Raw genomic sequence first — 22,252 nt, forward strand, 5'->3', positions numbered from 1 at the left:
TGACAGGTTCCTGTCAGGTTGCGAAGCTAACGGCGCGCCTAGGCTAACAACATCGGGGCGTCATTCATGGTCGGCAACTGGCGACAGCCGCTGCTTCTCGCACTGCTCGGCGCCCTCGCCGCGTGTGGCGGCAATGACGCGGCACCTGCCGACGGCAATGAGGCCGCCACCAGCAACGCCGCGGCCGCTGGCAAGTCTCCCCTCGCCCTGTCGGCGGCCGAATTGTCCCGGATTGGTGTCACGTTCGCCCCGGTCGAAAGCGTCAGCGAACTGCCTGTCGCCACCGTCCCCGCCACGCTAGCCCCCCCGCCCAACGCCCGCGTCGCTGTCGCCGCGGTGATCCCCGGCGTCGTCACCCGGACGATGGTGGTGGAGGGCGACAGCGTGCGCGCCGGCCAACCGCTGGCGATCGTCGCCGCGCGCGAGATGTTCACGCTTGCCGCTGGGATCGACCAGGCGTCGGCCCGCGTCGCCGTCGCCCGCGCCAACGACCGCCGCCTGGGTCAGCTCGCCCGTGAAGGCGTCATCGCCGGATCGCGCGCTGACGAGGCGCGCGCCGCGCTGCGCGAGGCGGAGGCGGAGCTGAACGAGCAGCGCCGCATCGTCCGCCTCGTCAACGGATCGCCCAATCGCGGCAGCTACACGCTGACGGCGCCGATCTCGGGCAAGATCACCGCCGCCACGATCACCACCGGCAGCCCGGTGAGCGAGGCGACCTCCGCCTATGTCATCGATGCGCAGGGGCGTTACGAGCTGACCGCGCAGCTGCCCGAACGGCTGTTGGGCCAGGTGCGCCCCGGCATGTCGGTGCGCGTGCCGGCCGCGAGCGGCGATGACGTGCGCGGTGAGGTGACCAGCGTCGGCAGCGTGATCGACCCGCAGACCCGCTCCGCCACGTTGCGCGCGCGCGTCCCCGCCAGCGCCGGGGTGGTTTCCGGCCGCGCGGTCTCCGCCACCCTCTATGCGCCCGCGGCGGACGGCGCGATCGCCGTTCCCGCCGCTGCCGTCACCGATGTCGACGGCAAGCCCAGCGTATTCGTCCGCACGCCGCAAGGCGCGGCGGTGCGCACGGTCGCGACCGGCGATCGCGCCGATGGCATGATCGTTATCCGCTCGGGCCTTCGCGCCGGGGAGCAGATCGCCGTCGCCGGGGTGAGTGAGCTCAAGTCGATCGCAGGGCAGAACTGATGCTTCGATCGCTCGTCGCCTGGTCGCTGTCCTACCGGTTGGTCGTCATCGGCCTGACCCTGGTGGTCGGCGTGCTCGGCGCGCTTGCCTACGCCTCGCTGCCGGTCGACGCCTATCCCAATATCGCGCAGACCCAGGTCAAGATCATCCTGAAGGCGCCCGGCATGACGCCCGAGGAGGTGGAAACCAGGGTCATCGCCCCGATCGAGCTCGAAACGCTCGGCCTGCCCAATCAGGCGACGCTTCGCTCCACCGCCAAATATGCCATCGCCGACATCACGATCGACTTCACCGACGGCACCGACATCTATTGGGCGCGCCAGCAGGTCGGCGAGCGGCTGGCCAACGTCATGGCCGACATGCCCGAAGGCGTGACCGGCGGCATGGCGCCGATCTCCACGCCGCTGTCGGACGTGCTGATGTTCACCATCGACGGGCCGCTGTCGCTCGCCGAGAAGCGCGAGCTGCTCGACTGGACGATCCGTCCCGCGCTGCGCACCGTGCCGGGCGTCGCCGACGTCAACGCACTTGGCGGCTTCGTGCGCACCTATGAGATCCGCCCCGATGCTGCCGCACTCGCCGCCGCGCGACTGTCGGTCGACGATCTGCGCAACGCGATCATGCGCGGGAACCGCAATGACGGCGCCGGCCGGATCGCGGCGGGGGAGGAGGCACTGATCGTCCGCGCGGTCGGCGCGATCCAGAGCGTCAGCGATGTCGAGCAGATGGCGGTCGTCGCCCGTGACGGCCGCGTGGTGCGGATCGGCGACGTCGCCACTGTCGGCACCGGATCGCTGACCCGCTATGGCGGCGTCACCGCGCACGGCAAGGGCGAGGCCGTGCAGGGCCTCGTCATGGCGCTGCGCGGCGCGGATTCGCGCAAGGTCGTCGATGGCGTGCGCGAACGGCTGGCGGAGCTGGAACGCAGCTTCCCCAAGGGTACGAAGATCACGATCTTCTACGATCGCTCCGACCTCGTCGGCCGCGCGGTGCAGACCGTGCAAAAGGCGCTGATCGAGGCGACGATCCTGGTCATCGTCCTCCTCATCCTGTTCCTCGGCGACTGGCGCGCGGCGGCGATCGTCGCGACGACGCTGCCGATGGCGGCGCTCACCACCTTCCTGTTCATGCGCGGCATGGGGCTATCGGCCAATCTGATGAGCCTCGGCGGCCTCGCCATCGCAATCGGCCTGCTGGTCGATGGCGCGGTGGTGGTGGTCGAGAATATCGTCGAGCGACTGAACCGTCCGGGCGAGGAAAACGCCCCCCGGCTCAACATCGTCTATCGCGCGACGGCGGAGGTTGTCGTGCCGGTGACCGCCGGCCTCGTCATCATCGCGCTCGTCTTCCTCCCGTTGCTTTCGCTTCAGGGGCTGGAGGGCAAGCTCTTCGCCCCCGTCGCGCTCACCATCATGTTTGCGCTCGCCGGCTCGCTGCTGCTCGCGCTGACGCTGGTGCCGGTGCTCGCTTCCTATGGCCTCAAGAGCGGCCATCATGGCGAGCCTTGGGTGATGCGGATGCTCGCCCCGCGCTACCATCGCCTGCTGACGGGCGCGTTCGCGCGCAAGAAGCTGGTCTATGCCCTGGCGGGCGTCGGGCTGGTCATCGCGGGACTTGCCTATGGTGCGGTCGGCAAGACGTTCATGCCGACGATGGACGAAGGCTCGGTGGTGATCCAGATCACCAAGCTGCCGACCGTCGGGCTCGACCGTTCGCTCGACCTCACCTCGCGCGTGGAGCGGGAGCTGATCAGCAAGGTGCCCGAAGTCACCGGCGTCATCTCGCGCACCGGCACCGACGAGATCGGCCTTGATCCGATGGGGCTCAACGAAACCGACCTGTTCGTCACGTTGAAGCCCGCCAGCGAATGGCGCGGCGATCGCGAGTTCGTCGTCGCCGAAATGCGCCGCGCGCTGGAAGGGATGCCGGGGTTCGATCCCAGCTTTACCCAGCCGATCGAGATGCGAGTCGCCGAAATGCTGACCGGCGCGCGCGGTGACCTCGCGGTCAAGATTTTCGGCCCCGACCTGAAGACGCTGGCCGGGCTCGCCGGGCGGATCCAGCACGTCCTGCAATCCACCCCCGGCGCGGCCGAGGTGCTGACCGTTGCCAACGAGAATATCGACTATCTCCAGCTCGATATCGATCGCACCGCCGCGGGGCGCGCCGGCATGCCGATCGACCAGTTGCAGGACACGCTGCGCGCTCAGCTCGAGGGGCTGCCCGCAGGCGTCGTCGCCGAGGGGCAGAAGCGCGTTCCGGTGATGATCCGCAGCAACGATGGCACGCGCGACGACGCTACTCGGTTTGCCGACCTCCAGGTGACGACGCCCAGCGGCGAGCTTGCGCGGCTCAGCGATCTGGCGCGCGTGGAGAAGACCGAGGGGCCGATCCGAATCGATCACGAAAGCGGCTCGCGCTACGCGCTGGTGCAGGCGTTCGTCTCGGGCCGCGATCTCGTCGGCTATGTCGATGATGCCCGCGCCCGCGTCGCCGCGGAGGTTCCGCTGCCGCAGGGCTATCGCCTCGAATGGGGCGGGCAGTTCGAAAACCAGCAGCGTGCCTCCGCCCGGCTGGCGACGGTGATCCCGATCGCGCTGCTGCTGATCTTCCTCGTCCTGTTCGTGACGCTGAAATCGGTGCGCGGCTCGCTGCTGATCCTCGCCAACATTCCCTTTGCCGCGGTCGGCGGGATCGTCGCCTTGTGGCTGACGGGCGAGTATCTGTCCGTCCCCGCCTCGATCGGGTTTATCGCGCTGCTCGGTATCGCGGTGCTGAACGGCCTCGTGCTGGTCGCCTATTTCCGCCAGCTGCGCGAAGAGGGCATGCCGATGGCGCAGGCGGTTCGGACCGGCGCCGAACGCCGGCTGCGCCCGGTGATGATGACCGCCAGCATCACCGGCTTCGGCCTCGTGCCCCTGCTCTTCGCGACCGGGCCGGGCTCGGAGATCCAGCGCCCGCTGGCGATCGTCGTGATCGGCGGCCTCGTCACCTCGACGTTGCTGACGCTCGTCCTTCTTCCCATTCTCTTTGAACGATTTGGCGAACGCCAACAGGAGCTGTCCGCATGAGCCGGGTGCTGCTTACCCTGACCTGTGGTGTCGTGGATGCCGAGGCGATCGCCGCCGGCCTGCGCGATACGCTTCATGTGCCGGTGCACCAGCGCGCGGAAACGGTGCTCGGCCGTGACTTCGATGACGCTGGCACGGTGGAGCGGGTCGCCGGCGCGCTCGCCCGCATCGCCATCACGCTCGATATCCCGGCAGACCAGATGGCTCGGGCGCTGGACATCGCCACCACCACTCGCCGCCGCCTGCCGTTCCGCTGGCACACTGTCGCCATTCTGGACGGGGGGCGCGTCGCATGAAATGGGCATTGCTGCTGCTCGCGGGCGCCGCGCTGCCTGCGACCGCACAAACCACCGATCTGCCGCCCTCCGATCTCGTCATCCGCGTGCTCGACAATGCACCTGGCGTAGAGGCGGCGACCGCGCGGATCAGCGGGGCGGAGGCGGAGGCCGAGGCGCTTCGCCGCGGCCCGCACGAAATCACCGCGCAGGGCACGCTGTCGCGCCGCCGCGTCGATCGCGAGGGCAATTTCGTCGAATATGATGCGACGATCAGCCGCGCCTTCCGCTTGCCCGGCAAGGCCGCGCTCGATCGCCGCGCCGGAGCGCTCGGCATCGACGTGGCGCAGAACCGGATGGAGGATGCCCGGCATCAGGCCGCGCTTTCGCTCGCGACGCTGTGGTACGACTGGCTGCTCGCCGCCGACCTTCATCGCAACGCGGCGAAACTGGTCGAGAACCAGCGCGCGCTGGTCGCCGCGACCGAGCGCCGGGTTCAGGTGCGCGACGCGGCCGAACTTGACCTGCAACAGGCCAGTGCCGCGCTCGCGCTGGCCGAAGCGCAAGTGGCGGAGGCCGCCGCTGTCCGCGATCGCGCCCGCGCGTTGCTCGAAACGCGGTTCCCCGACCTGCCGCTGCCCACCGAGGCCCCGTCTTTGGCTGCCCCCACCATCCCGCCGGAGGGGCTGCTGGAGCTGCAACGGCTGATCGTCGCGCGCAGTCACGAAATCGCCGCCGCCGCCGGCACCGCCGAACGCCAGTCGATCTTGGCGCGCCGCGCCCGCGCCGACCGCGTTGCCGATCCCTCGCTCGGCGTGCGCCTGTTCAGCGAGCGCGGCGGCGAGGAACAGGGGGCCGGCCTCTTCGCCTCGCTCCCGCTGGGCGGCGGCTACCGCCGCGCGCTGTCGGATCAGGCCGCAGCAGAGGCTGGCGCCGCGCAGGCCGAGCGCGTGGTGGTGGAACGCGAAGTCAGCGGCAATGCCGCCGCCGACGTGGCCGAATTCCGCGCGCGGCAGACCGCCTGGCTTGCGGCCGGCGCGGCGGTGGAGCGTGCCGAACGCAGCGCCGCGCTCGCCGCGCGCGGGCAGCAGCTCGGCGCGATCGACCTCGCCGACCGGCTCTATGCGGAGCGTCAGGCCAACGAGGCACGCGCGCAGGAACTCACTGCCCGCGCCGCTGCCGCCCGCCTGATCCTGAAGCTGCGCATCGACGCGCACACGCTTTGGATCGACTAACGGCTCGCCACGGCTGCGCGCGATGACGCGCTTGCGCCATCCAGATCCTCGGCCTTCCAGTGCCGCGCGCTTTCGGCGGGTTCGGTGATCAGCCGTGCGCGCCGGCCAAAGGTCAGGTAATCCCACAGCCAGTTGAACCCGACGGCCAGCCGATTGCGCATCCCGATCAGGAAATAGACGTGCGCCACGCCCCATACGGCCCAGGCAGGAAAGCCCTTCAGCGTCAGCCGCGGGAAATGCACCACTGCCGCCTTGCGCCCTATCGTGGCCAGGTCGCCCTGATGCCGGTACGCGAATGGCGCAGGCGCGCGCCGCCCCGCCGCCTCAGCAGCGATCGCCTCGCCGGCATAGCGGCCCATCTGCTTGGCCGCGGGCGCGATCCCTGGCACCGGCTCGCCATCCGGCGTGGTCGCTGCGGCGGTATCGCCGACGACGAAGATCTCCGGCCGGCCCGGCACGGTCAGGTCGGCTTCCACCTTCACCCGGCCCGCCTTGTCCTTGTCCGCTCCCAGCCAGTCCGCCGCGTCCGACGCCGCCACGCCTGCGGCCCAGATCACCGCGTCCACCGCAATCCGCCGATCGCCCACGGTCACCTGATCCGGCCCGATGTCACTGACGGGCTCGCCGGTCAGCATCTCGACCCCGCGGCGCTCCAGCTCGCAGCGCGCATATTCGCTCAATTCCTCGGGCAGGCTCGCCAGCGGCCGCTCGCCCGCCTCGACCAGGATGACCCGCGACAAGGCAGGGTCGACATGGCGGAAATCGCGCGGCAGGGCCTCGCGCGCCATGTCGGCGATCGCTCCCGCCATCTCCACGCCGGTTGGGCCGCCACCCACCACCACGAAGGTGCAGGTTCCCGCCGTTGCCGTCCGCCCGCCCGTCAGTTCGGCGCGTTCGAACGCCAGCAGGATGCGGCGTCGGATCTCCGTCGCATCCTCGATCCGCTTCAGCCCCGGGGCGTGCGGCGCCCAATGTTCGTTGCCGAAATAGCCATGCGTTGCACCGGTCGCGACGATCAGCCGGTCATAGGCAAAATCGCCCCCGCTGGTGCGCACGAAGCGGTGGTCGGGATCCACATTCTCCACCTCCGCCATCAGCACCGTCAGGTTGCGCTGCCCCGACAGGATCGCGCGGATCGGCCAGGCGATATCGGACGGGCTCAGCGTGGCGGTCGCCACCTGGTACAGCAGCGGCTGGAAGCAATGATGGTTCTGCCGGTCGATCAGCACGATCTCCACCGGCGCCCTTGCCAGTGCCTTGGCCGCCTCCAGCCCGCCGAACCCGCCGCCCAGGATTACCACCCGAAGCGGCCGATCGCCCGCCGCGCCCGCGCCTGTTTCCCGATCGTCGACGCGCGTCCGGAACGCCGCGCTGCTGCTTCCTTGCGCTGCTGCCATGGTTTTCGAATACATCAGGCGCCGCCGCGTTCCCGACGCCAAACTGGATCAGGCACTGCATGGCTCGCCACGGCGCGCCATTGACTTGGCTCCGCGCCGTGACATACCCCTCGGCAAAATAGGTCGAATGACTTAATTGCCGGCCGGGCCGTGCAGGGGAGGATGCCATGAGGACGCTGCTCGAGCTGTGCGGTGGGATCGCCTGTCCCCTCTTGTCCGAGGTCGCCGCCCGATGAGCGTTGCCACAGGCACCGCGCGGCTCGCCGGAAAGGTCGCGCTGGTAACCGGCGGCTGTTCTGGCATCGGCCTGGGGATCGTCGAGCGGTTCATCGCGGAGGGCGCACGCGTCCTCGTCGCCGACGTCCAGGATGAAAAGGGCGCTATGCTCGGCCGGCGCTTTCCCGACGCCGTGGCCTACCAGCATTGCGACGTCACGCGAGAGGAGGACATTGCCGCTGCGGTGACGGCCACCGCCACCGCGTTCGGCGGGCTCGACATATTGGTCAACAATGCCGGCGCCGGCGGCACGCCGCTCGGCCCGATGGACATGACGGTGGAGGGATGGGATTCCACCATGGCGCTGCTGCTGCGCGCGCCCATGCTCGGCACGAAACATGCCGCCCCGCTGATGCAGGCGCGCGGCGGGGGATCGGTGATCAACATCGCCTCGATTGCGGGGCTCGAGGCTGGCTGGGGGCTGGCTTATGGCGTCGCCAAGGCCGGCGTGATCCACCTTACCAAGCTCAGCGCACCGCAACTTGCCGCTGCCAACATCCGCATCAATGCGATCTGCCCCGGCGTCATCGTCACGCCGATCTTTGGCATGTCGGTCGGCCTCAGCCGCGCCGCCGCCGACCAGATGACGGGCGAACTGGCCGACGCGGCGGAACGGATGCAGCCTTTGCGCCGGCCCGGCCGGCCGGAGGATATCGCCGGTGCCGCGCTCTATTTCGCGAGTGACGATGCGGCCTTCGTCACCGGCACGCATCAGCTGGTCGATGGCGGCATCACCGTGGGGCAGCGGATCAGCTGGGACTCGGAGGCGTTACTGCCGATCCACCAGACGCTGATGGCCCACGCCGCGGACGTGCCGGCATGATGCGCGACCTGAACGGCAAGGTTGCGGTCATCACCGGCGCGGCCAGTGGGATCGGCCTCGCGCTTGCCCGCGGCGCCCAGGCACGCGGGGCGCGGCTCGTCATCTCCGATATCCGTGCCGACGCATTGACGGAGGCAGCCGCGGATCTCGCGCGCCATGGCGAGGTGCTGGCGGTGCCGGCCGACGTGTCGGACTGGACGCATGTCTCTGCCCTTGCCGATGCTGCGCATGATCGCTTTGGCGCGATCAATCTCCTCATCAACAACGCCGGCGTCTTCGCCAGCGGGCTGACATGGGAGGTCAGCCTGGAGCAATATGATTGGGTGATCGGCGTCAATCAGCGGTCGGTGATCCACGGCATCAAGGCGTTCGTGCCGCGGATGATCGCCGGCGGACATGACGCGCATGTCGTCACGATCGCGTCCGGGGCCGGGATCACGGTCAATCCGGGCTTCTGCACCTATTCGATGACCAAGCACGCCGTCGTCGCGTTGACCGAGGCGCTCTACCTTGATCTCCTGACTCAGCGTGTGTCCAACATCGGGGTAACGATCGTGATGCCGGGCGTGGTGCAGTCCAACATCATGTTCCCTGAAAAGACCGGCCACGCCGCGCTGCAGGACGAGTTGAAGGCACGCCAGGACAATCCCGTGCTCGCCGCGCTGGAGGCGGTGATGCGTGCCGGCGTCGACAGCGGCCTGCCGGTCGCCGACCTGGTCGAGCAGGTCTATGCCGCGGTCATGGCGCGGGACCTTTACGTTCTGCCCAACTTCACCAGCGACGTGTCGCGCGCGCAGGCTCAGGCGATCGCGATGGGCCGCGTCACCGCGACCGACCCTTATCCGGCGCTGATCGCCCCCTGGCTGCAATAGTCACAAGCAAAGATCGAGACGTCGGGGGGCAGCGCTGGTATTCAACGCACGCTTCACGGGAGACGTGCCTTGGCTGACCGCATTCTGATCTTCTACGGCTCCTACCGTTCCGATCGGCAGGGCATCCGGCTGGCCGACTATCTCGTCCGCTCCTTTGCCGCGCGGGGGGCGGACGTCGAGCTGATCGACGCCAAGGCGGTCGGCCTCCCGATGCTCGACCGCATGTACAAGGAATATCCCGCGGGCGAGGCACCGGCGGCGATGGAAGAGCTCGCCGGCAAGATCCGCGCGGCCGATGCCTTCGTCTTCGTCACGGGCGAATATAATTGGGGCCAGCAGCCGGGCCTCAAGAACCTGACCGATCACTTCCTGGAGGAATGGTATTGGCGCCCCGCCGCGATCGCCAGCTATTCGGCCGGCCGCCTCGCGGGCGCGCACGCCAGCGTCGCCTGGCACGGGACGATCAGCGAAATGGGCATGGTCGTGGTATCGAGCACCTTGGCAGTGGGCGCGATCGGCCGTGCGCTGGATGCGGATGGCCGGCCGACCGGCGATGGCGGCGCCTCGCTGGAGCGCGCCTTCCCGCGTTTCGCCGACGATCTCGCTTGGTGGGCCGCTGCCGCCCGCGAACAGCGCGCGCGCGCCACGCCACCTTATTGAGCCGCTGCACACCCGTCATATGAGAGCGGGTGCGCAGCGGCAGACCGTCACTCGCCCAACACCTTGTCGATCGCGCCGGCGGTGACCGGATGATAGGTCGCCCGCGCCTTGGCATAGACGCGCCGTGCGATCGTCATCCCCCAGTCACCCTGCGCCTTCAGCCCCTGATACAGCGGGCGGACCAGCAACGTGCGACCGACGCTGGTGAGGAACTGCTCGATCGAGGGCACCGCGGGCTCGTAGCGGTTGGCGATGGCCAGCTCGAGCCAGGCCGAGCGGATATAGCCGTTCGTCTGCTCCGACAGGCGGAACGTGCGGTCAAGATCGGCGAGCCGCTCGGCCGCCAGGGTGCGCGGCAGCCGGGCGATGAAACGCTGCCACAATTGCGTCGACCAGCCCTTCGTATCGATCGCCGAGGCAGGCCCGCCCGCCGCGAAGGCCGCCGCGGCGCGCTCCACCGCCGCCAGCTGCGGTGATTTCACATGCACCGCATTGTCGGGCATCCCCGGCTCGTAGGCCCAGCGATCAAGCTGAAGCTTCGCCTCCAGCGCCTGATCGCCGTGGATCAGGTTCGCACGCAGGTCCTTGAGGAAGCCCGCGGTTGTTTGCGGCTGGAAGGCGTGGCGATCGAAATAGGAGCGCAGATACGCGTCCCACCGATCGCGGCCGACCGTCTCCTCGATCGTCTTCAGGAAGATCGCGCCCTTGGTGTAATCGACCTGCCCGCCCTCGGGATCGCCGTGGAGGCGCGTGCCCGACGTCGTGCGGCCGCCCGCGGCGCGAAAGTTCGTCTCCAGCTCGTCCCACGTCAGGTCCGCTTCCACATCGGCGCGCTCCTTGCCGTAGAGCCGCTCCATGATCCGGTTCTCGAAATAGCTGGTGAAGCCCTCGTTCAGCCAGCTGTCCGACCAGGTGGCGTTGGTAACCAGATTGCCCGACCAGCTGTGCGCCAGCTCATGCGCGACCAGGCCGACATTGGCGCGATCGCCGGTCAGGAAAGTCGGCGTCAGGAAGGTCAGCGTCGGGTTCTCCATCCCCCCGAACGGGAAGGACGGCGGCAGGACGAGGAGGTCGTAGCGGCCCCAGCGATAGGCCCCGTAGAGGCCCTCCGCCGCCTCCACCATCTTCTCGGTATCGGCGAGTTCATAGGCCGATCGGTCAAGCATCGACGGCTCGGTCCAGACGCCGGTGCGCTTGCCCAGCGGCTTGAAGACGAGGTCGCCCACCGCCACCGCGATCAGGTACGGCGGCACCGGCTTGTCCATCGCGAAGCGATAGCTGCGCTTGCCGCCTGCCGCGGGTTCGCCCTCAGGCGTCAGGCGCTCGCCGCTCATCACCGCGACGAGGTCCGCCGGCACGGTGATCTTGGCGGTCCAGGTCTGGCGGATGCCGGGGCTGTCCTGCGTCGGGATCCAGCTGCGGTTGTTGATCGACTGGCCCTGGCTGAACAGATACGGCTTTTTCTTGCCGGCGGTCAGCTGCGGCGGCAGCCATTGGAGCGCGCGGGCATTGGGCGCGGAGCGATAGGTGATGACGATCCGGCTGGCGCCGTTCAGCTGGATGGTGAGCGGCGCGCCCTTGTACGTCTCGCTGGCGCCCACCTTCCACGCCAGCGGGCGGCCCTTCGCGTCAGTCACGGAGGCGATCTGCAGCCCGTCGGTATCGAGCACGATCTCCTTCGCGTCGCGCGCGGCGAGCACGTCGAGCGTGGCGGTGCCGCTCATCGTCTGGCTGGCGAAATCGGCCGCGAGATCGAGATCGACATGGGTCACTCGCGCGATCTCTGGCCGGGCGTAGGACAGCACGTCCTGCGCGTCCGGCGTGGTGAGGATCGGGGAGACGGCGGGGGTGGTCTGACCGGCAGCGACGGCGGCGGTCGGCGCGAGGAGCAATGCGGCGAGGACCGCTGGAGCAAGTCTCTTCATGGCAGATCACCTGCCGCATGTCGGCAGCGGCGTCGAGCGGGTTTCGCCAACGGATGTTGCCGAGCGCCGCTCGCCGCCCCTATCAGCCGGGCAATGAGGATGCTGAACATCTTGGCCTGCTGCGTCGCGGCGTTGCTGATCGCGGGGGAAGTCGCGCGGTTCGGGGGCAGCGTGCGGTTCGTTCCGATGGCGCTGGACGAGCTGGCGGTCGCCGCGCTGCTGCTGTGGGCGGCGTGGCGGTCGCGGCGCGATGGGGCGGTCTGGCACCTTGTCGGCTGGGGTGCCTTTTGCGGCCTGTCGCTGGTCCAACTGGTCGAGACCGCGGACCACCAGATGCACGGGCCAGCGAAGGCCGCGGGGCCGGCCTATCTGGTGATATTGTCGGCGATGTTTGGCCTGGGTGCGGGCGCTATCGGCCGCGCCCTACGGCTGTGCCGGGTACATTCCGGCCAGCAGTGATGCGGGCGGGCTGTGCGTCCGCTTACATGACGAGAACCGGGCGTCCGCGCATCCCGCCGGCGGCGAGCAGTTGCTGCGCGCGGGCGACCTCCTCCAACGGGAATTCCCCGGCGACGCGCAGCGTGATCGTGCCGTCCTCCACCAGGCTGCGCAGCAATTCGAGCCAGTCGGTCCGTTCCAGCACCGTGCGGACCCAGACCGGCTTCACCGCGATGCCGCGCTCGGCGCCCTTGTTCCAGCCGCGCACGGGCAGATACACCCCGCCATCGCGCAGCGCACCGAACCCCGCCTCGCCCAGCAGCGCGGTGTCGAGCAGCGCGTCGGCGCCATCGGGCACCACCTGCCGGACCGCGCCGGCGAAATCATCGCTGCGCGGGATGACGATGCTGGCGCCATAGCCGCGCACAAGATCCTCCTCCTCCGGCTTCGCGTCGGCGACGACGGTGATGCCGCGGCTGTTGGCGATGGCGATGGCATAATGCGCGAGCAGCCCCGCCCCGCCGCTGACCGCCAGCACCTGGCCCGCAGACAGCCCGGCATGGTCCAGCGCACACAGCGCGGTGAGCCCGTTCATCGGCAGCGTCGCCGCCTCGGTGATGGACGTGTCGGCGGGGATCGTCACCACCGACGCCTCGGGCACGACGACGTAGCTGGCCTGCGCGCCGCCGTCCGTCCCGCCCGGCAGGACCGCCGCCATCACCTTGTCGCCGACCGACAGGCGCATCACGTCAGGGCCGATCGCCTCCACCACCCCGGCCGCATCCATCCCGGGCGTCAGCGGCCACTGGCCGTCGGGACGGCCCGGGTCGCGCCAGGCGATGTCGGTCGGGTTGACCGCCGCGGCATGAACCCGCAGCCGCACCTCGCGCGCGGCGGGGGCACGGACGCTGCGCTCGACGATCGAGATCACATCAGGACCGCCGATGCCGGAATAGCTGACCGCGCGCGCCGTGACCGGCTGAAGCTGCGATTCAGCCCTGTTGTCGGTCATGGTCATCGATCCTCTCCCATTACATGGCCAGTGCAGTGCTGCGGAAGAGCATCGTGGCACGAACCGGAATATACAAACCATTCTGGCCGGGTCGGCGCGCGATCAGGCGGTTTTCTGAAGACGCGGTTCGATCCGCAGGTTGACGATGTCGGTGGCGGGGCCGCGGGTCAGGATGAAGTGGATCGCCTCCGCCACCTCGCGGGCGTGCAGCATCCGGTGATCGGTGAGCGCGGCGGCACGCTCCTGCCCGCTGCATTCCTGCATGTCGGTATCGACCGATCCGGGCTGGATCACGCTGACCTTGATGTCAACGTGCGCGACCTCCTTGCGCAGCGTTTCGGCAAAGGCCTGGATGCCGGCCTTGGTGGCGGCATAGACGCTTTCGCCCACCGCCTTGACCTCGGCGCTGATCGACCCGACGAACAGCAGGTGCCCGCCCTCCTGGCGTTTCATCCGGGTGAGCGCAGCGCGGGCACAGGCGAGATAGCCAACCAGATTGGTGTCGACGACGTAGCGCCAGTCGTCGTCCCCCATCTCGTCGATCGGCTGGGCGCCGAGCGCCGCGCAGGCCACCAGCATGTCGAGCCCGCCAAGCCTTTCGTCGACCGCCGCGAACACCGCGTCGATGCCGGCGCGGGTTGCCACATCGGCGGTGAGGCCGCTGACCTCCCCCTCCCCCGTCACCCTTGCCCGCGCATCGTCGAGCGCATCGTCCAACGCCGCGCGAGCGCGCCCGAAGGTGAGCACGCGCGCGCCATCGGCGGCGAGCAGCGCCAGCGTCGCGCGGCCAATGCCCGTCGTCCCACCCGTCAGCAGGATGCGTTTGCCGGCAAGACCGCGACGATCGATCAGCATGATTATTCCCAGGTCAGGATGAGGCGGCCGTTCGCCGGGACGTGATAGTCGATCCGGTCGCGGGAGACCGTGTGGGGGCGGATCGCGTCGCCCCCGGCGGTGGTGACATTGCTCCGGGGCAGCGTCCGCCGTTTCAGCCGCACCAGCCGGAGGTTCGCCACGCACGTCTCCCCACCGTCGAGGAGGATTGTCAGCGAATGATCGCCGGTCCGTTCCACCGCGCGGACCAGATTGTCGCAGAACAGCAGGAACGGCGCGCCCTCGACATGGTGGAATGCGCGCGTGCAGAAGATGAAGGCCGCGCCCGCGCCATAGACCTCCTGCCCGACCTGCCCGGCGGGCTGGCCGTCCGGGTACAGGTCCTCCAGCGGGAAGGAGAGCGCGCGGTCGACATGGCCGTTGCTCTCCCGCTGCTGATCGGCAATCACCTCCGGCGGCAGCGCGTCGGGGTAATAATACCAGGCGCGGGACAGGGCATATTTGCCATATTCGGCGATCAGCATCCGCGCCTCCGGCTCCAGATCCGGGCCGCCGTCGTCGAGATAATGTTCAAAGGCGACGAAGCTGTCGAAACATTCGTACATGGCCATGTAGGGCGCGTCCTGCAGGCACGTGACCGCCATGAACGTTTCGTAATGCACCGCATGGTCGAGGCGGCTTTGCCAGATCACCGCATTGTGCAGGAAGCTCGCGAGATAGACGTAGCTTTGTTCGCGATAGACGTCCTGGTTGGTTATCCGCCACAGGCGCATGCAGGCCGCCGCGCCCCAGGCCGTGAGATTGGCCTGGTAATTGACGTTGAAGCGCAGTCCCATCGCAGCGTCGATCGCGGCGCGCGCCTCGTCCAGAAAGCGTTTGTCGTCGGTCAGTTCGAACGCCTGCAGCATCACCCAGGCGTAGACGCCGCCAACGTCAGTCTGCCCGCGGCCGTCGGCGGGGGCATCGCGCTCGATCACCGAAAAGTCGGTGACGTCATATTGCACCGGCCATTGATAGTCGAAATGCTGCGCCGCCTTCACCGCATAGTCGATCGACCCAAGGAACAGCTCGCGCGCGTCGGCCTCTCCGTCGAGGGCGAGGAAGCCCAGGTTGACGAGCGGGTGATACAGGTACCAGCTGTCGACCGCGTCGGCATTCTTGTCCTTGCCGACATTGGGCAGGTAGCGGCGCAGCGTACGCAGCTTCGGGTCATAGAATTTGTGCAGGCCGGCCTTCAGCGCCGCTTCCAGCGGATGCGCCTCCCCGCGCCACTTGCCCCAGTCGTGCAGCGCGGTGATGACCGACATCTGCACCATGATGTCGGGATATTCCGCCGCGGTATAGGGATGGACGTAGCGGTGGCCGTAAAGACGGATCGTCGCCTCCGGCGCCTCGTCCAGGTCGCGCGCGGTGCGGTCCGCGCGATCGACCCAGTCGCGATAGTCGACCGGCGGCAGGTCCAGCAGCCGGTAGGCGGCGCCCAGCATCTGGACGAACTGGCGCGCCGATGCGCGTTCGTGTGGCGGCGCGTGATGGCGGACGATCAGGATCGCGTCCGACAGCGTCACCGTCTGGCCCGCCGCCAGCGCGACCTCCGCCGGATCAGCGTTGAGCGGGGGCGTCGGCAGGCTGCAGCCAAGCTCCGGCCAGACACCGCCGACAATCTCGCGCGGCTTGGTATCGGTGGCGCGGAGATAGTCGTTCAGCGCGGTCAGGTTCTGGACATAGAGGACGTTGCCGAAGGCCGGCTCGTCCAGGCGGAAATAGACGAGGCCGGTGTTGATCCCGCGCTGCGACGCGGCGACGGTGCCCTGCGCCTGCAGCGGATCGTCGTGCGGGCCCAGCGGGTAGAGGTCGCGCGGCACAAAGGGCAGGACGATTGGTTCCGCGGGGGTGAAGTGCGTGACGACCCGCAACTGCTCCAGCGTGTCACGGTTCGCGGCAAAACCGATCAGATGCTCGCCGATCGCGCTGGTGAGACGCAGCCGCACCGCCTCGCCGGGCTGGGCCCGCACCTTCCGGCAGGTGAATTCGACCGGCAGGAAGGCGGCGCGGATCGCAAGGCCGCCCGCGCCCGGACGCCGCACGATGGCAAAGATGGAATCGCGCGATGCCTTCACCTCGACAGTGAGATCACCGACATCGAAGCGGGCGATGGGGGGCGCCCGATCGCGCAGCATGTCGCGTAGGCCGATGACATAGGGACTGGCCGGGGGAATGGCCCGAAGTGGCGAGGCAATGGTCGCCGTCCGCGACATCTGTCTTCCTCAATTGACGTCAACGATGCGTTGGTAAGTCACCGAACGGCCGCCGGTTCCCGGACAACAAAGCCTGTGCCGGGATGCTTTAATCCAGGTTGTGCAATTGCCCCCTTCAGGGCCGGTGGTGCCGGTATCTGGCGGCGACCGGCGGTACTCTCACCGACGGTGCCGCCCTCGTCACGTCACAGCAATTTGTCGAGCGTGATCGGCAGGTCGCGCACGCGTTTGCCGGTGGCGTTGAACACCGCATTGGCGACAGCCGCGGCGACGCCGGTGATGCCGATCTCGCCGATCCCGCGCGCGCCGAGCGGCGATCGCGGATCGGGGATGCCGGTCCACATCACCTCGATATCGGGGACGTCGAGGTGCGCGGGGATGTGATAATCGGCCAGCGTCGGGTTCATGATCCGTCCGCTGCGTTCGTCGAGCAAGGTCTCCTCGGTGAGCGCCAGGCCAAGGCCCATGATGATGCCGCCGCGAAACTGGCTGGCGGCGGTGCGCGGGTTGACGATCGTGCCGCAATCGAACGAGCCGAGCAGGCGATCGACGCGGATTTCCCCGGTCACGTCGCTGACGCGAAGCTCGCAGAACATCGCCGCGGTGGAGTGCATGGCGAATTTCATCATTTCCAGCGGCGGGGTGCCGGTGGCGGTGACGCTCACTTCGTCGAGATTGGCGCGGGTGAGGATCGAGCGGAAGCTTTCGTGCCGGCTGGGATCGGCCGCGCTTGCCATGCCTTCCTGCCCCAATCGGATCTCCCCCGGGCGCAATCCGGCCAGCGGGCTGTCATTGCCGGCCAGCGGGAGCAATTCGCCCGGCAGCTTCTCCGACGCGGCGAGCAGCGCGCCGGCGATCGACACGCTTTGCCCCGATCCGCCCGCCATCGGCGCCGGCGGCAGATCGGAATCGCCGGTTTCGATCACGACGGCGTCGAGCGGGATGCCGAGCCGGTCGGCGACCTGCTGCGCCAGCACGGTCGAGGTGCCCATGCCCATTTCCTGCGCCGAGCAGGCGAGCGTCGCGCCGCCATCGCGCCGGATCGTCAGGCGCACGGCGGCGCCGGGCATGCGGATGTAGGGGAAACTGCCGCTGCCGCAGCCCATGCCGATGCGCCATTCCCCCTCGCGCCGCGCGCCGGGGGTGGCGGAGCGGCGATCCCAGCCGAAGCGTGCCGCGCCGTCCGCCCATGACTTGGCCGGGGCGTGTTGCGAGAAGGGCGCGCCGGTGATCGGATGCTTGTCGGGCAGGTTGCGCAGGCGAAGCTCGATTGGATCGATCGCCAGTTCGTGCGCCAGTTCGTCGACGGCGCTTTCCAGCGCAAAGGTGCCGATCGCCTCGCCGGGCGCGCGCATGAAGGTGTTGGGCACCACCGCCATGTCGATATGGCGTTGCAGGATCTCAAAGCTCTTGGCGCGATAGGCTGACCTTGTGCCCAGCGTATAGGCCTCCGGGCAGGCGCCATAGGGCGGCATCACCGAATAGCCGTTGTGGATCAGCGCGGTGAAGCGGCCCTCGGCATCGGCGCCGAGCGCCACGCGCTGCTCGGTCGCGCTTCGTCCGCCGACGATGCGATAGACGCTCTCGCGGCTGAGCTGCAGCCGAAGCGGGCGGCCGACCATCCGCGCCGCCGCGACGGCGACCACCTGATGATCCCAGAAGCCCTTGCCGCCGAAACCGCCGCCGACGAAGGGCGAGAGAACGCGCACATCCTCGCGCTTCAGGCCGAACAATTTGGCCAGCGTCGCCGCCTCCGACGCGATCATCTGCGTCGTGTCGTGCACGGTGAGCTTTTCGCCCTCCCACGCGACGGTCAGCGCGTGAAGCTCGATCGCATTATGGTTCTGCCAGGGCGTGCGATAGACATTGTCGACCGCGTGCGCCGCGCGGGCGAGTTCCCGCTCCGCCTTGCCGAGCGACAGGTGATTGCGCTCCATCAGCAGCGACGGGATGATCCGCGCGCCTGATTTTGCTTCCTCGAAGCGGGTGTCGGCGGGCGCGGCGGCATAGTCGATCGCGATCAGCGAGGCGGCATGATCGGCCTGCTCCTGCGTCTCCGCGACGACGGCGGCGACGACCTGGCCGTTGTAATGGACCTGATCGTCCTGAAGGATCGGCAGGCTGCTGTTGCCCACCGCGGTCGGATCGGTGATCGCGATCAGCGAGGGGCCGGACACGCGCGGCATGTTATGATGCGAAACGACCAGCAGCACGCCATCGGCCGCCTCGGCGCGCGCCGTGTCGAGCCGCGTGATCCGCCCGCGCGTGATCGTGCTGTGGACGAGCGCGGCGTAGCAGAGGTTGTCCAGCGGCACTTCGGCGGCGAAGCGCGCCTGCCCCTGCACCTTGGCATCGCCATCGAGCCGCGCCGCCTGCCGTCCCACTTCGCCGCGGCGGCCGATCAGCGGGTCGGGCGTGCCACCGGGCAGCCATTGCGCGGGAACCCAGCCGAGTGCGCTGCGCACCGTGCCGACGAGGACATTCTGTACCCTGCTCATGCCTGATCCTCGCAAAGAGCGGAAAGAGTGGCGGCGAGCGTCCGCGTCGCCAGCGTCACCTTGAACATATTGCCCGGCTGCGGATCGGCCGCGGCAAGCTCCGCCTCGGCCGCCGCGAGGAACGCCGCCTCGCTTGGCGCTTCGCCTTGCAACGCCGCCTCCGCGCGCCACGCCCGCCATGGCTTGAGCGCCACGCCGCCGAGCGCGATCCGCGCCTCGGCGATGCGCCCGTCCTCGATCACGAGCCCGGCCGCGACCGAGACGAGCGCAAAGGCATAGGAGGCGCGATCGCGCACCTTGCGATAATCCGATCGCGGCGCGAGGCGCGACGGCGGCAGCTCGATCGCGACGATCACCTCGCCCGGCGCCAGCTGCGTTTCGATATCGGGACGGTCGCCCGGCAAGCGGTGGAAGTCGGTCAGCGGCAGGACGCGCGTGCCCTCCGCCCCGGCGACATGCACCCGCGCGTCGAGCGCGGCGAGCGCCACCGCCATGTCCGAGGGATGCGTGGCGATGCAGGCGGGCGAGGTACCGAGGATCGCGTGATAGCGCGTGAAGCCGCCGATCGCGTCGCAGCCGCTGCCCGGCGCGCGCTTGTTGCAGCGCGAACCCGCGGCATCCGCGAAATAGACGCAGCGCGTCCGCTGCAGGAGGTTGCCGCCCGCCGTCGCCATGTTGCGGATCTGCGCCGACGCGCCGGCGAGGATCGCGCGCGACAGCATCGGATAGCGGGCGCGGATCAGCGGGTGAGCGGCGATCGCGCTGTTGCGCGCGCCGGCACCGATCACGATGCTGCCGTCCGCCGCTTCCTCGATCGCGCCGGGAAGGCCGGTCACGTCGACCAGCGTGTCCGGCCGCTCGACGCCCTTGCGCATCAGATCGACCAGGTTGGTGCCACCGCCGAGCAGCCGGTGCCCTGCGGTGCCGGCCAGCCGGATCGCGTCGCTCGCGCTCTCCGCGCGCCGATATTGCACCGGCGTCATGCCGCCTGCTCCCCGGCCACCGCCATGATCGCGTCGATGATGCCGTTATGCGCGCCGCAGCGGCACAAATTGCCGCTCATCCGCTCGCGCACTTCCTCGCGCGTCAGCGGCGCTGGCGCGGCGAGGTCGCGCGTCACATAGCTCGGCATGCCGGCGGCGACTTCTTCCAGCATCGCGCTGGCGGCGCAGATCTGGCCCGGCGTGCAATAGCCGCACTGGAAGCCGTCATGCTCAAGGAACGCGCGTTGCAGCGGGTGGAGCCCGTCGGCGCCCAGCCCCTCGATCGTCGTAACCGAGCGGCCATCCGCCTGCACCGCCAGCGTCAGGCACGACAGCGCGCGCTGGCCGTCGATCAGCACCGTGCAGGCGCCGCATGCGCCCTGATTGCAGCCGATCTTGGTGCCGGTGAGATGCAGCCGGTCGCGCATCAGATCGAGCAGGGAGACGCGCGCATCCGCCGGCGGATCGACCGGGGTGCCGTTGATCGTGATTGCCATGAACCTCTCCTGGCGACGCCGTTGCGCGCCGTCAGGAAAGTATCACGAACTTCGTACTATTCAAGTGTCGTCATTTGCCACCTTGGCCATCATCGCGATCATCTGCCGCCGCTCGTCGGGGTCGAGCGGCGCGAGCATCCGGCGATGAAGCTCGCCATACATCGCCTGAAGCGCGGCGACCCGGCCCTGCCCCGCCGGTGTGAGGTGAAGCGCCACCGCGCGCCGATCCGCCTCCGGCCGCTGCCGGCGCAGCAGATCGCGCTTCACCAGCCGGTCGGTGGCGGAGGAGATGGTGGTGTTGGCCACCGCCAGATAGCGCGCGATATCGGTCGGCCCGCAGCCGTCATTCTTCGCGACATAGGAGAGGATCTGCTTGTCCAGCTCGTTCAGCGGCTTTTCCGGCCCGAGCGCCTCCGCCAGCTTGTAGCGGCGCGCGAACAGGTCGAACGCGGCGCCCAGCTTTTCCAGTTCCTCGTCGGTCGGCATCGTCATGGCGACCGCTTAAACGCACCAGAAGCGATTTTGCGAGTCGCATCGCAGCAGATCGCATCATGCTACGCCGATCAGCCGCATTCGGGTCAGCCGGGGGGCGCTATCGTCCCCCCGGTCTGCCAGCCGCCGCCCAGTGCGCGGAACACGTCGATCTGCGCGCGCGCGATCTGCGCGTCCGCCAGCGCCAGCGCGGCCTCCGCATCGGCAAAGGTGCGTTCGGTATCGAGCTGCGACAGGCTGTCGATCTGCCCCTCGCGCCGCTGTGCCCGCGTGATCCGCGCCGCCCGCTCCGCCGCCTCGCGCGCCTGGCTCAGCGCAGCGCGCCGCTCGATCGCGTGCTTGTAATTGGACAAGGCGGTCTCCGTCTCCTCCAGCGCGGTCAGCACCGTGCCGTCGAAGGTGGCGAGCGCAGCTTGCGTATCCGCTTCGGCCCCAGCGATCCGCGCGCGGGCGCGGCCCTGATTGAGGTTCCAGTTCAGCAGCGGCCCGATCAGCCAGTTGAGCGGCCCGCCGCCGAACAGATTGCCCAGCCCCGTGCTGGTCTGGCCGATCGATCCGCCAAGCGTGATGCGCGGATAGAGATCCGCCGTCGCAACGCCGATCCGCGCGGTCGCCGCCGCGAGCCGCCGTTCGGCGGCGCGCACGTCCGGCCGGCGGGCGAGCAGCCCTGCCCCGTCGCCGACCGGGATCGGTTGGTCGAGCCGAAGCATCCGGTCGCGCTGCGCCGCGATTTCCGGGAGCTCCTGCGGCGTCCGTCCGGTCAGCGTCGCCAGTCGGAACAGCGCCGCCTGCCGCTCCGCCGCGATCGTCGGCACGTCGGCGCGCCGCTGGTCGCGCAGCGCGGCGATGCGCGTCGCGTCGAGCGGCGTCGTCATGCCCACCTCAACGCGCCGCTGGGTGACGCGCAGCGATTGGTCGAGCAAGGCGACGATCCGCTCCGCCACCGCCAGCCGCTCGGCCGCCGATGCCGCATCGGCATAGGCGCGCGTCGTTTCCGCGACGACGGACACGCGCACGGCCTCGGCATCCGCCTCGGCCGCGCCGACGTCGCCGCGCGCCGCCTCCACGTTGCGGCTGACGCGGCCGAACAGGTCCACCTCATAGGAAACGTCCAGCCCGCCATCGACCAGCCAGCTTTCGCTGTTCAGCCCGGGCGCGCGTTGCACCTGGGAGAAGCGGTTGTAGGTCGCGCTGGCGCCGACGTTCGCCTGTGGCAGGCGATCGTTGCGCACCTCCCGCAGCGCCGCCCGCGCCCGGGCCAGCCGTGCCACCGCCACGCGCACGTCGGTGTTCGCCGCCAGCGCATCGGCGATCAGACCGTCGAGCACCGGATCCTGGTACAGCCGCCACCAATCCTCGGCCGGCGCGGCGGTCGAGACCGCCGGGCTGGTCGATACGAATGGCGCAGCGGCCGTCGCCGGCGTGGCGGGTCGGGCATAATCCGGCCCCGTCGCGCAGGCCGCCAGCGTCAGCGCGGACGCGGCCACCATCAACTTGGTGAAGTGCATGAGCATCGTT

18 protein-coding genes are annotated in these 22,252 nt (G+C 69.2%); 8 read left to right on the forward strand and 10 right to left on the reverse strand.

The features are described from left to right. The first annotated feature begins 66 nt into the window (after positions 1 to 66). The 4 genes from CA236_RS13995 to CA236_RS14010 are packed head-to-tail and all read left to right on the forward strand — an operon-like array spanning position 67 to position 5,769. The gene (locus CA236_RS13995) at positions 67 to 1,188 is read left to right on the forward strand and encodes an efflux RND transporter periplasmic adaptor subunit (protein WP_125946047.1); all 1,122 of its coding nucleotides are present in this window, start codon (positions 67 to 69) and stop codon (positions 1,186 to 1,188) included. Further along, positions 1,188 to 4,259 carry a CusA/CzcA family heavy metal efflux RND transporter gene (locus CA236_RS14000; protein WP_125946048.1) on the forward strand — a complete coding sequence of 1,024 codons (3,072 nt, stop codon included), beginning with the start codon at positions 1,188 to 1,190 and terminating at the stop codon, positions 4,257 to 4,259. Before CA236_RS13995 ends, CA236_RS14000 begins: the two co-directional genes overlap by 1 nt. Continuing rightward, entirely contained in the window at positions 4,256 to 4,555 is a 300-nt protein-coding gene (locus CA236_RS14005) for a DUF3240 domain-containing protein (protein ID WP_125946049.1), read from the forward strand. The genes CA236_RS14000 and CA236_RS14005 overlap by 4 nt, the downstream gene beginning before the upstream one ends. Continuing rightward, positions 4,552 to 5,769 carry a TolC family protein gene (locus tag CA236_RS14010; protein ID WP_125946050.1) on the forward strand — a complete coding sequence of 406 codons (1,218 nt, stop codon included), beginning with the start codon at positions 4,552 to 4,554 and terminating at the stop codon, positions 5,767 to 5,769. Before CA236_RS14005 ends, CA236_RS14010 begins: the two co-directional genes overlap by 4 nt. Here the strand turns inward: CA236_RS14010 and CA236_RS14015 are convergent. Beyond that, positions 5,766 to 7,181: an NAD(P)/FAD-dependent oxidoreductase gene (locus CA236_RS14015; RefSeq protein ID WP_231621842.1), complete on the reverse strand. Its 1,416-nt coding sequence runs from the start codon at positions 7,179 to 7,181 to the stop codon at positions 5,766 to 5,768. The genes CA236_RS14010 and CA236_RS14015 overlap by 4 nt on opposite strands. A gap of 217 nt (positions 7,182 to 7,398) precedes the next feature. Here CA236_RS14015 and CA236_RS14020 point away from each other — a divergent pair, with 217 nt between their 5' ends. From CA236_RS14020 to CA236_RS14030, 3 genes are all read left to right on the forward strand, one after another. Beyond that, entirely contained in the window at positions 7,399 to 8,265 is an 867-nt protein-coding gene (locus CA236_RS14020) for a glucose 1-dehydrogenase (protein ID WP_046407462.1), read from the forward strand. Next, entirely contained in the window at positions 8,262 to 9,137 is an 876-nt protein-coding gene (locus CA236_RS14025) for an SDR family NAD(P)-dependent oxidoreductase (protein ID WP_052742406.1), read from the forward strand. Before CA236_RS14020 ends, CA236_RS14025 begins: the two co-directional genes overlap by 4 nt. A gap of 69 nt (positions 9,138 to 9,206) precedes the next feature. Next, the gene (locus CA236_RS14030) at positions 9,207 to 9,797 is read left to right on the forward strand and encodes an NAD(P)H-dependent oxidoreductase (RefSeq protein ID WP_125946051.1); all 591 of its coding nucleotides are present in this window, start codon (positions 9,207 to 9,209) and stop codon (positions 9,795 to 9,797) included. A 47-nt stretch (positions 9,798 to 9,844) separates the two neighbouring features. Here the strand turns inward: CA236_RS14030 and CA236_RS14035 are convergent, their stop codons facing one another. Continuing rightward, a complete protein-coding gene (locus CA236_RS14035; RefSeq protein ID WP_125946052.1) occupies positions 9,845 to 11,722 on the reverse strand; it encodes a M1 family metallopeptidase in 1,878 nt (625 codons plus the stop codon). A 99-nt stretch (positions 11,723 to 11,821) separates the two neighbouring features. Between CA236_RS14035 and CA236_RS14040 the strand changes: the two genes are divergently transcribed. Further along, positions 11,822 to 12,181 (forward strand): hypothetical protein, encoded by a 360-nt coding sequence (locus CA236_RS14040; protein ID WP_125946053.1) that lies wholly within the window; start codon positions 11,822 to 11,824, stop codon positions 12,179 to 12,181. Positions 12,182 to 12,203: 22 nt separating this feature from the next. Here CA236_RS14040 and CA236_RS14045 read toward each other — a convergent pair whose 3' ends face one another. The 8 genes from CA236_RS14045 to CA236_RS14080 form a co-directional block, all read right to left on the reverse strand. Next, positions 12,204 to 13,178: an NADP-dependent oxidoreductase gene (locus tag CA236_RS14045; protein ID WP_164518947.1), complete on the reverse strand. Its 975-nt coding sequence runs from the start codon at positions 13,176 to 13,178 to the stop codon at positions 12,204 to 12,206. 96 nt (positions 13,179 to 13,274) lie between these two features. Continuing rightward, positions 13,275 to 14,027: an SDR family oxidoreductase gene (locus CA236_RS14050; protein ID WP_125946055.1), complete on the reverse strand. Its 753-nt coding sequence runs from the start codon at positions 14,025 to 14,027 to the stop codon at positions 13,275 to 13,277. A 2-nt stretch (positions 14,028 to 14,029) separates the two neighbouring features. Then, a complete protein-coding gene (locus CA236_RS14055; RefSeq protein WP_125946056.1) occupies positions 14,030 to 16,264 on the reverse strand; it encodes a hypothetical protein in 2,235 nt (744 codons plus the stop codon). Positions 16,265 to 16,449: 185 nt separating this feature from the next. Next, on the reverse strand, positions 16,450 to 18,762 hold the full coding sequence (locus CA236_RS14060) for a xanthine dehydrogenase family protein molybdopterin-binding subunit (RefSeq protein ID WP_125946057.1): 2,313 nt from the start codon (positions 18,760 to 18,762) through the stop codon (positions 16,450 to 16,452). After that, positions 18,759 to 19,745 (reverse strand): xanthine dehydrogenase family protein subunit M, encoded by a 987-nt coding sequence (locus CA236_RS14065; protein ID WP_125946058.1) that lies wholly within the window; start codon positions 19,743 to 19,745, stop codon positions 18,759 to 18,761. The genes CA236_RS14060 and CA236_RS14065 overlap by 4 nt, the downstream gene beginning before the upstream one ends. Continuing rightward, entirely contained in the window at positions 19,742 to 20,242 is a 501-nt protein-coding gene (locus CA236_RS14070) for a 2Fe-2S iron-sulfur cluster-binding protein (RefSeq protein ID WP_125946059.1), read from the reverse strand. Before CA236_RS14070 ends, CA236_RS14065 begins: the two co-directional genes overlap by 4 nt. A 60-nt stretch (positions 20,243 to 20,302) precedes the next feature. Beyond that, on the reverse strand, positions 20,303 to 20,734 hold the full coding sequence (locus CA236_RS14075; RefSeq protein ID WP_125946060.1) for a MarR family transcriptional regulator: 432 nt from the start codon (positions 20,732 to 20,734) through the stop codon (positions 20,303 to 20,305). A gap of 86 nt (positions 20,735 to 20,820) precedes the next feature. Then, positions 20,821 to 22,242 carry a TolC family protein gene (locus tag CA236_RS14080; RefSeq protein ID WP_125946083.1) on the reverse strand — a complete coding sequence of 474 codons (1,422 nt, stop codon included), beginning with the start codon at positions 22,240 to 22,242 and terminating at the stop codon, positions 20,821 to 20,823. Between the last annotated feature and the right edge of the window lie 10 nt (positions 22,243 to 22,252).

Origin of the sequence: Sphingomonas sp. ABOLG (assembly GCF_003950435.1) — a bacterium.
GTDB classification, from domain to species: domain Bacteria; phylum Pseudomonadota; class Alphaproteobacteria; order Sphingomonadales; family Sphingomonadaceae; genus Sphingomonas; species Sphingomonas panaciterrae.

Coding starts and splice junctions, on each gene's coding strand:
- CA236_RS14070 (WP_125946059.1), bottom strand. CDS start 20,242: ATGGCAATCACGATCAACGGCACCCCGGTCGATCCGCCGGCGGATGCG.
- CA236_RS14010 (WP_125946050.1), top strand. CDS start 4,552: ATGAAATGGGCATTGCTGCTGCTCGCGGGCGCCGCGCTGCCTGCGACC.
- CA236_RS14060 (WP_125946057.1), bottom strand. CDS start 18,762: ATGAGCAGGGTACAGAATGTCCTCGTCGGCACGGTGCGCAGCGCACTC.
- CA236_RS14005 (WP_125946049.1), top strand. CDS start 4,256: ATGAGCCGGGTGCTGCTTACCCTGACCTGTGGTGTCGTGGATGCCGAG.
- CA236_RS14050 (WP_125946055.1), bottom strand. CDS start 14,027: ATGCTGATCGATCGTCGCGGTCTTGCCGGCAAACGCATCCTGCTGACG.
- CA236_RS14025 (WP_052742406.1), top strand. CDS start 8,262: ATGATGCGCGACCTGAACGGCAAGGTTGCGGTCATCACCGGCGCGGCC.
- CA236_RS13995 (WP_125946047.1), top strand. CDS start 67: ATGGTCGGCAACTGGCGACAGCCGCTGCTTCTCGCACTGCTCGGCGCC.
- CA236_RS14065 (WP_125946058.1), bottom strand. CDS start 19,745: ATGACGCCGGTGCAATATCGGCGCGCGGAGAGCGCGAGCGACGCGATC.
- CA236_RS14075 (WP_125946060.1), bottom strand. CDS start 20,734: ATGACGATGCCGACCGACGAGGAACTGGAAAAGCTGGGCGCCGCGTTC.
- CA236_RS14015 (WP_231621842.1), bottom strand. CDS start 7,181: ATGTATTCGAAAACCATGGCAGCAGCGCAAGGAAGCAGCAGCGCGGCG.
- CA236_RS14020 (WP_046407462.1), top strand. CDS start 7,399: ATGAGCGTTGCCACAGGCACCGCGCGGCTCGCCGGAAAGGTCGCGCTG.
- CA236_RS14045 (WP_164518947.1), bottom strand. CDS start 13,178: ATGACCATGACCGACAACAGGGCTGAATCGCAGCTTCAGCCGGTCACG.
- CA236_RS14000 (WP_125946048.1), top strand. CDS start 1,188: ATGCTTCGATCGCTCGTCGCCTGGTCGCTGTCCTACCGGTTGGTCGTC.
- CA236_RS14035 (WP_125946052.1), bottom strand. CDS start 11,722: ATGAAGAGACTTGCTCCAGCGGTCCTCGCCGCATTGCTCCTCGCGCCG.
- CA236_RS14055 (WP_125946056.1), bottom strand. CDS start 16,264: ATGTCGCGGACGGCGACCATTGCCTCGCCACTTCGGGCCATTCCCCCG.
- CA236_RS14080 (WP_125946083.1), bottom strand. CDS start 22,242: ATGCACTTCACCAAGTTGATGGTGGCCGCGTCCGCGCTGACGCTGGCG.
- CA236_RS14040 (WP_125946053.1), top strand. CDS start 11,822: ATGCTGAACATCTTGGCCTGCTGCGTCGCGGCGTTGCTGATCGCGGGG.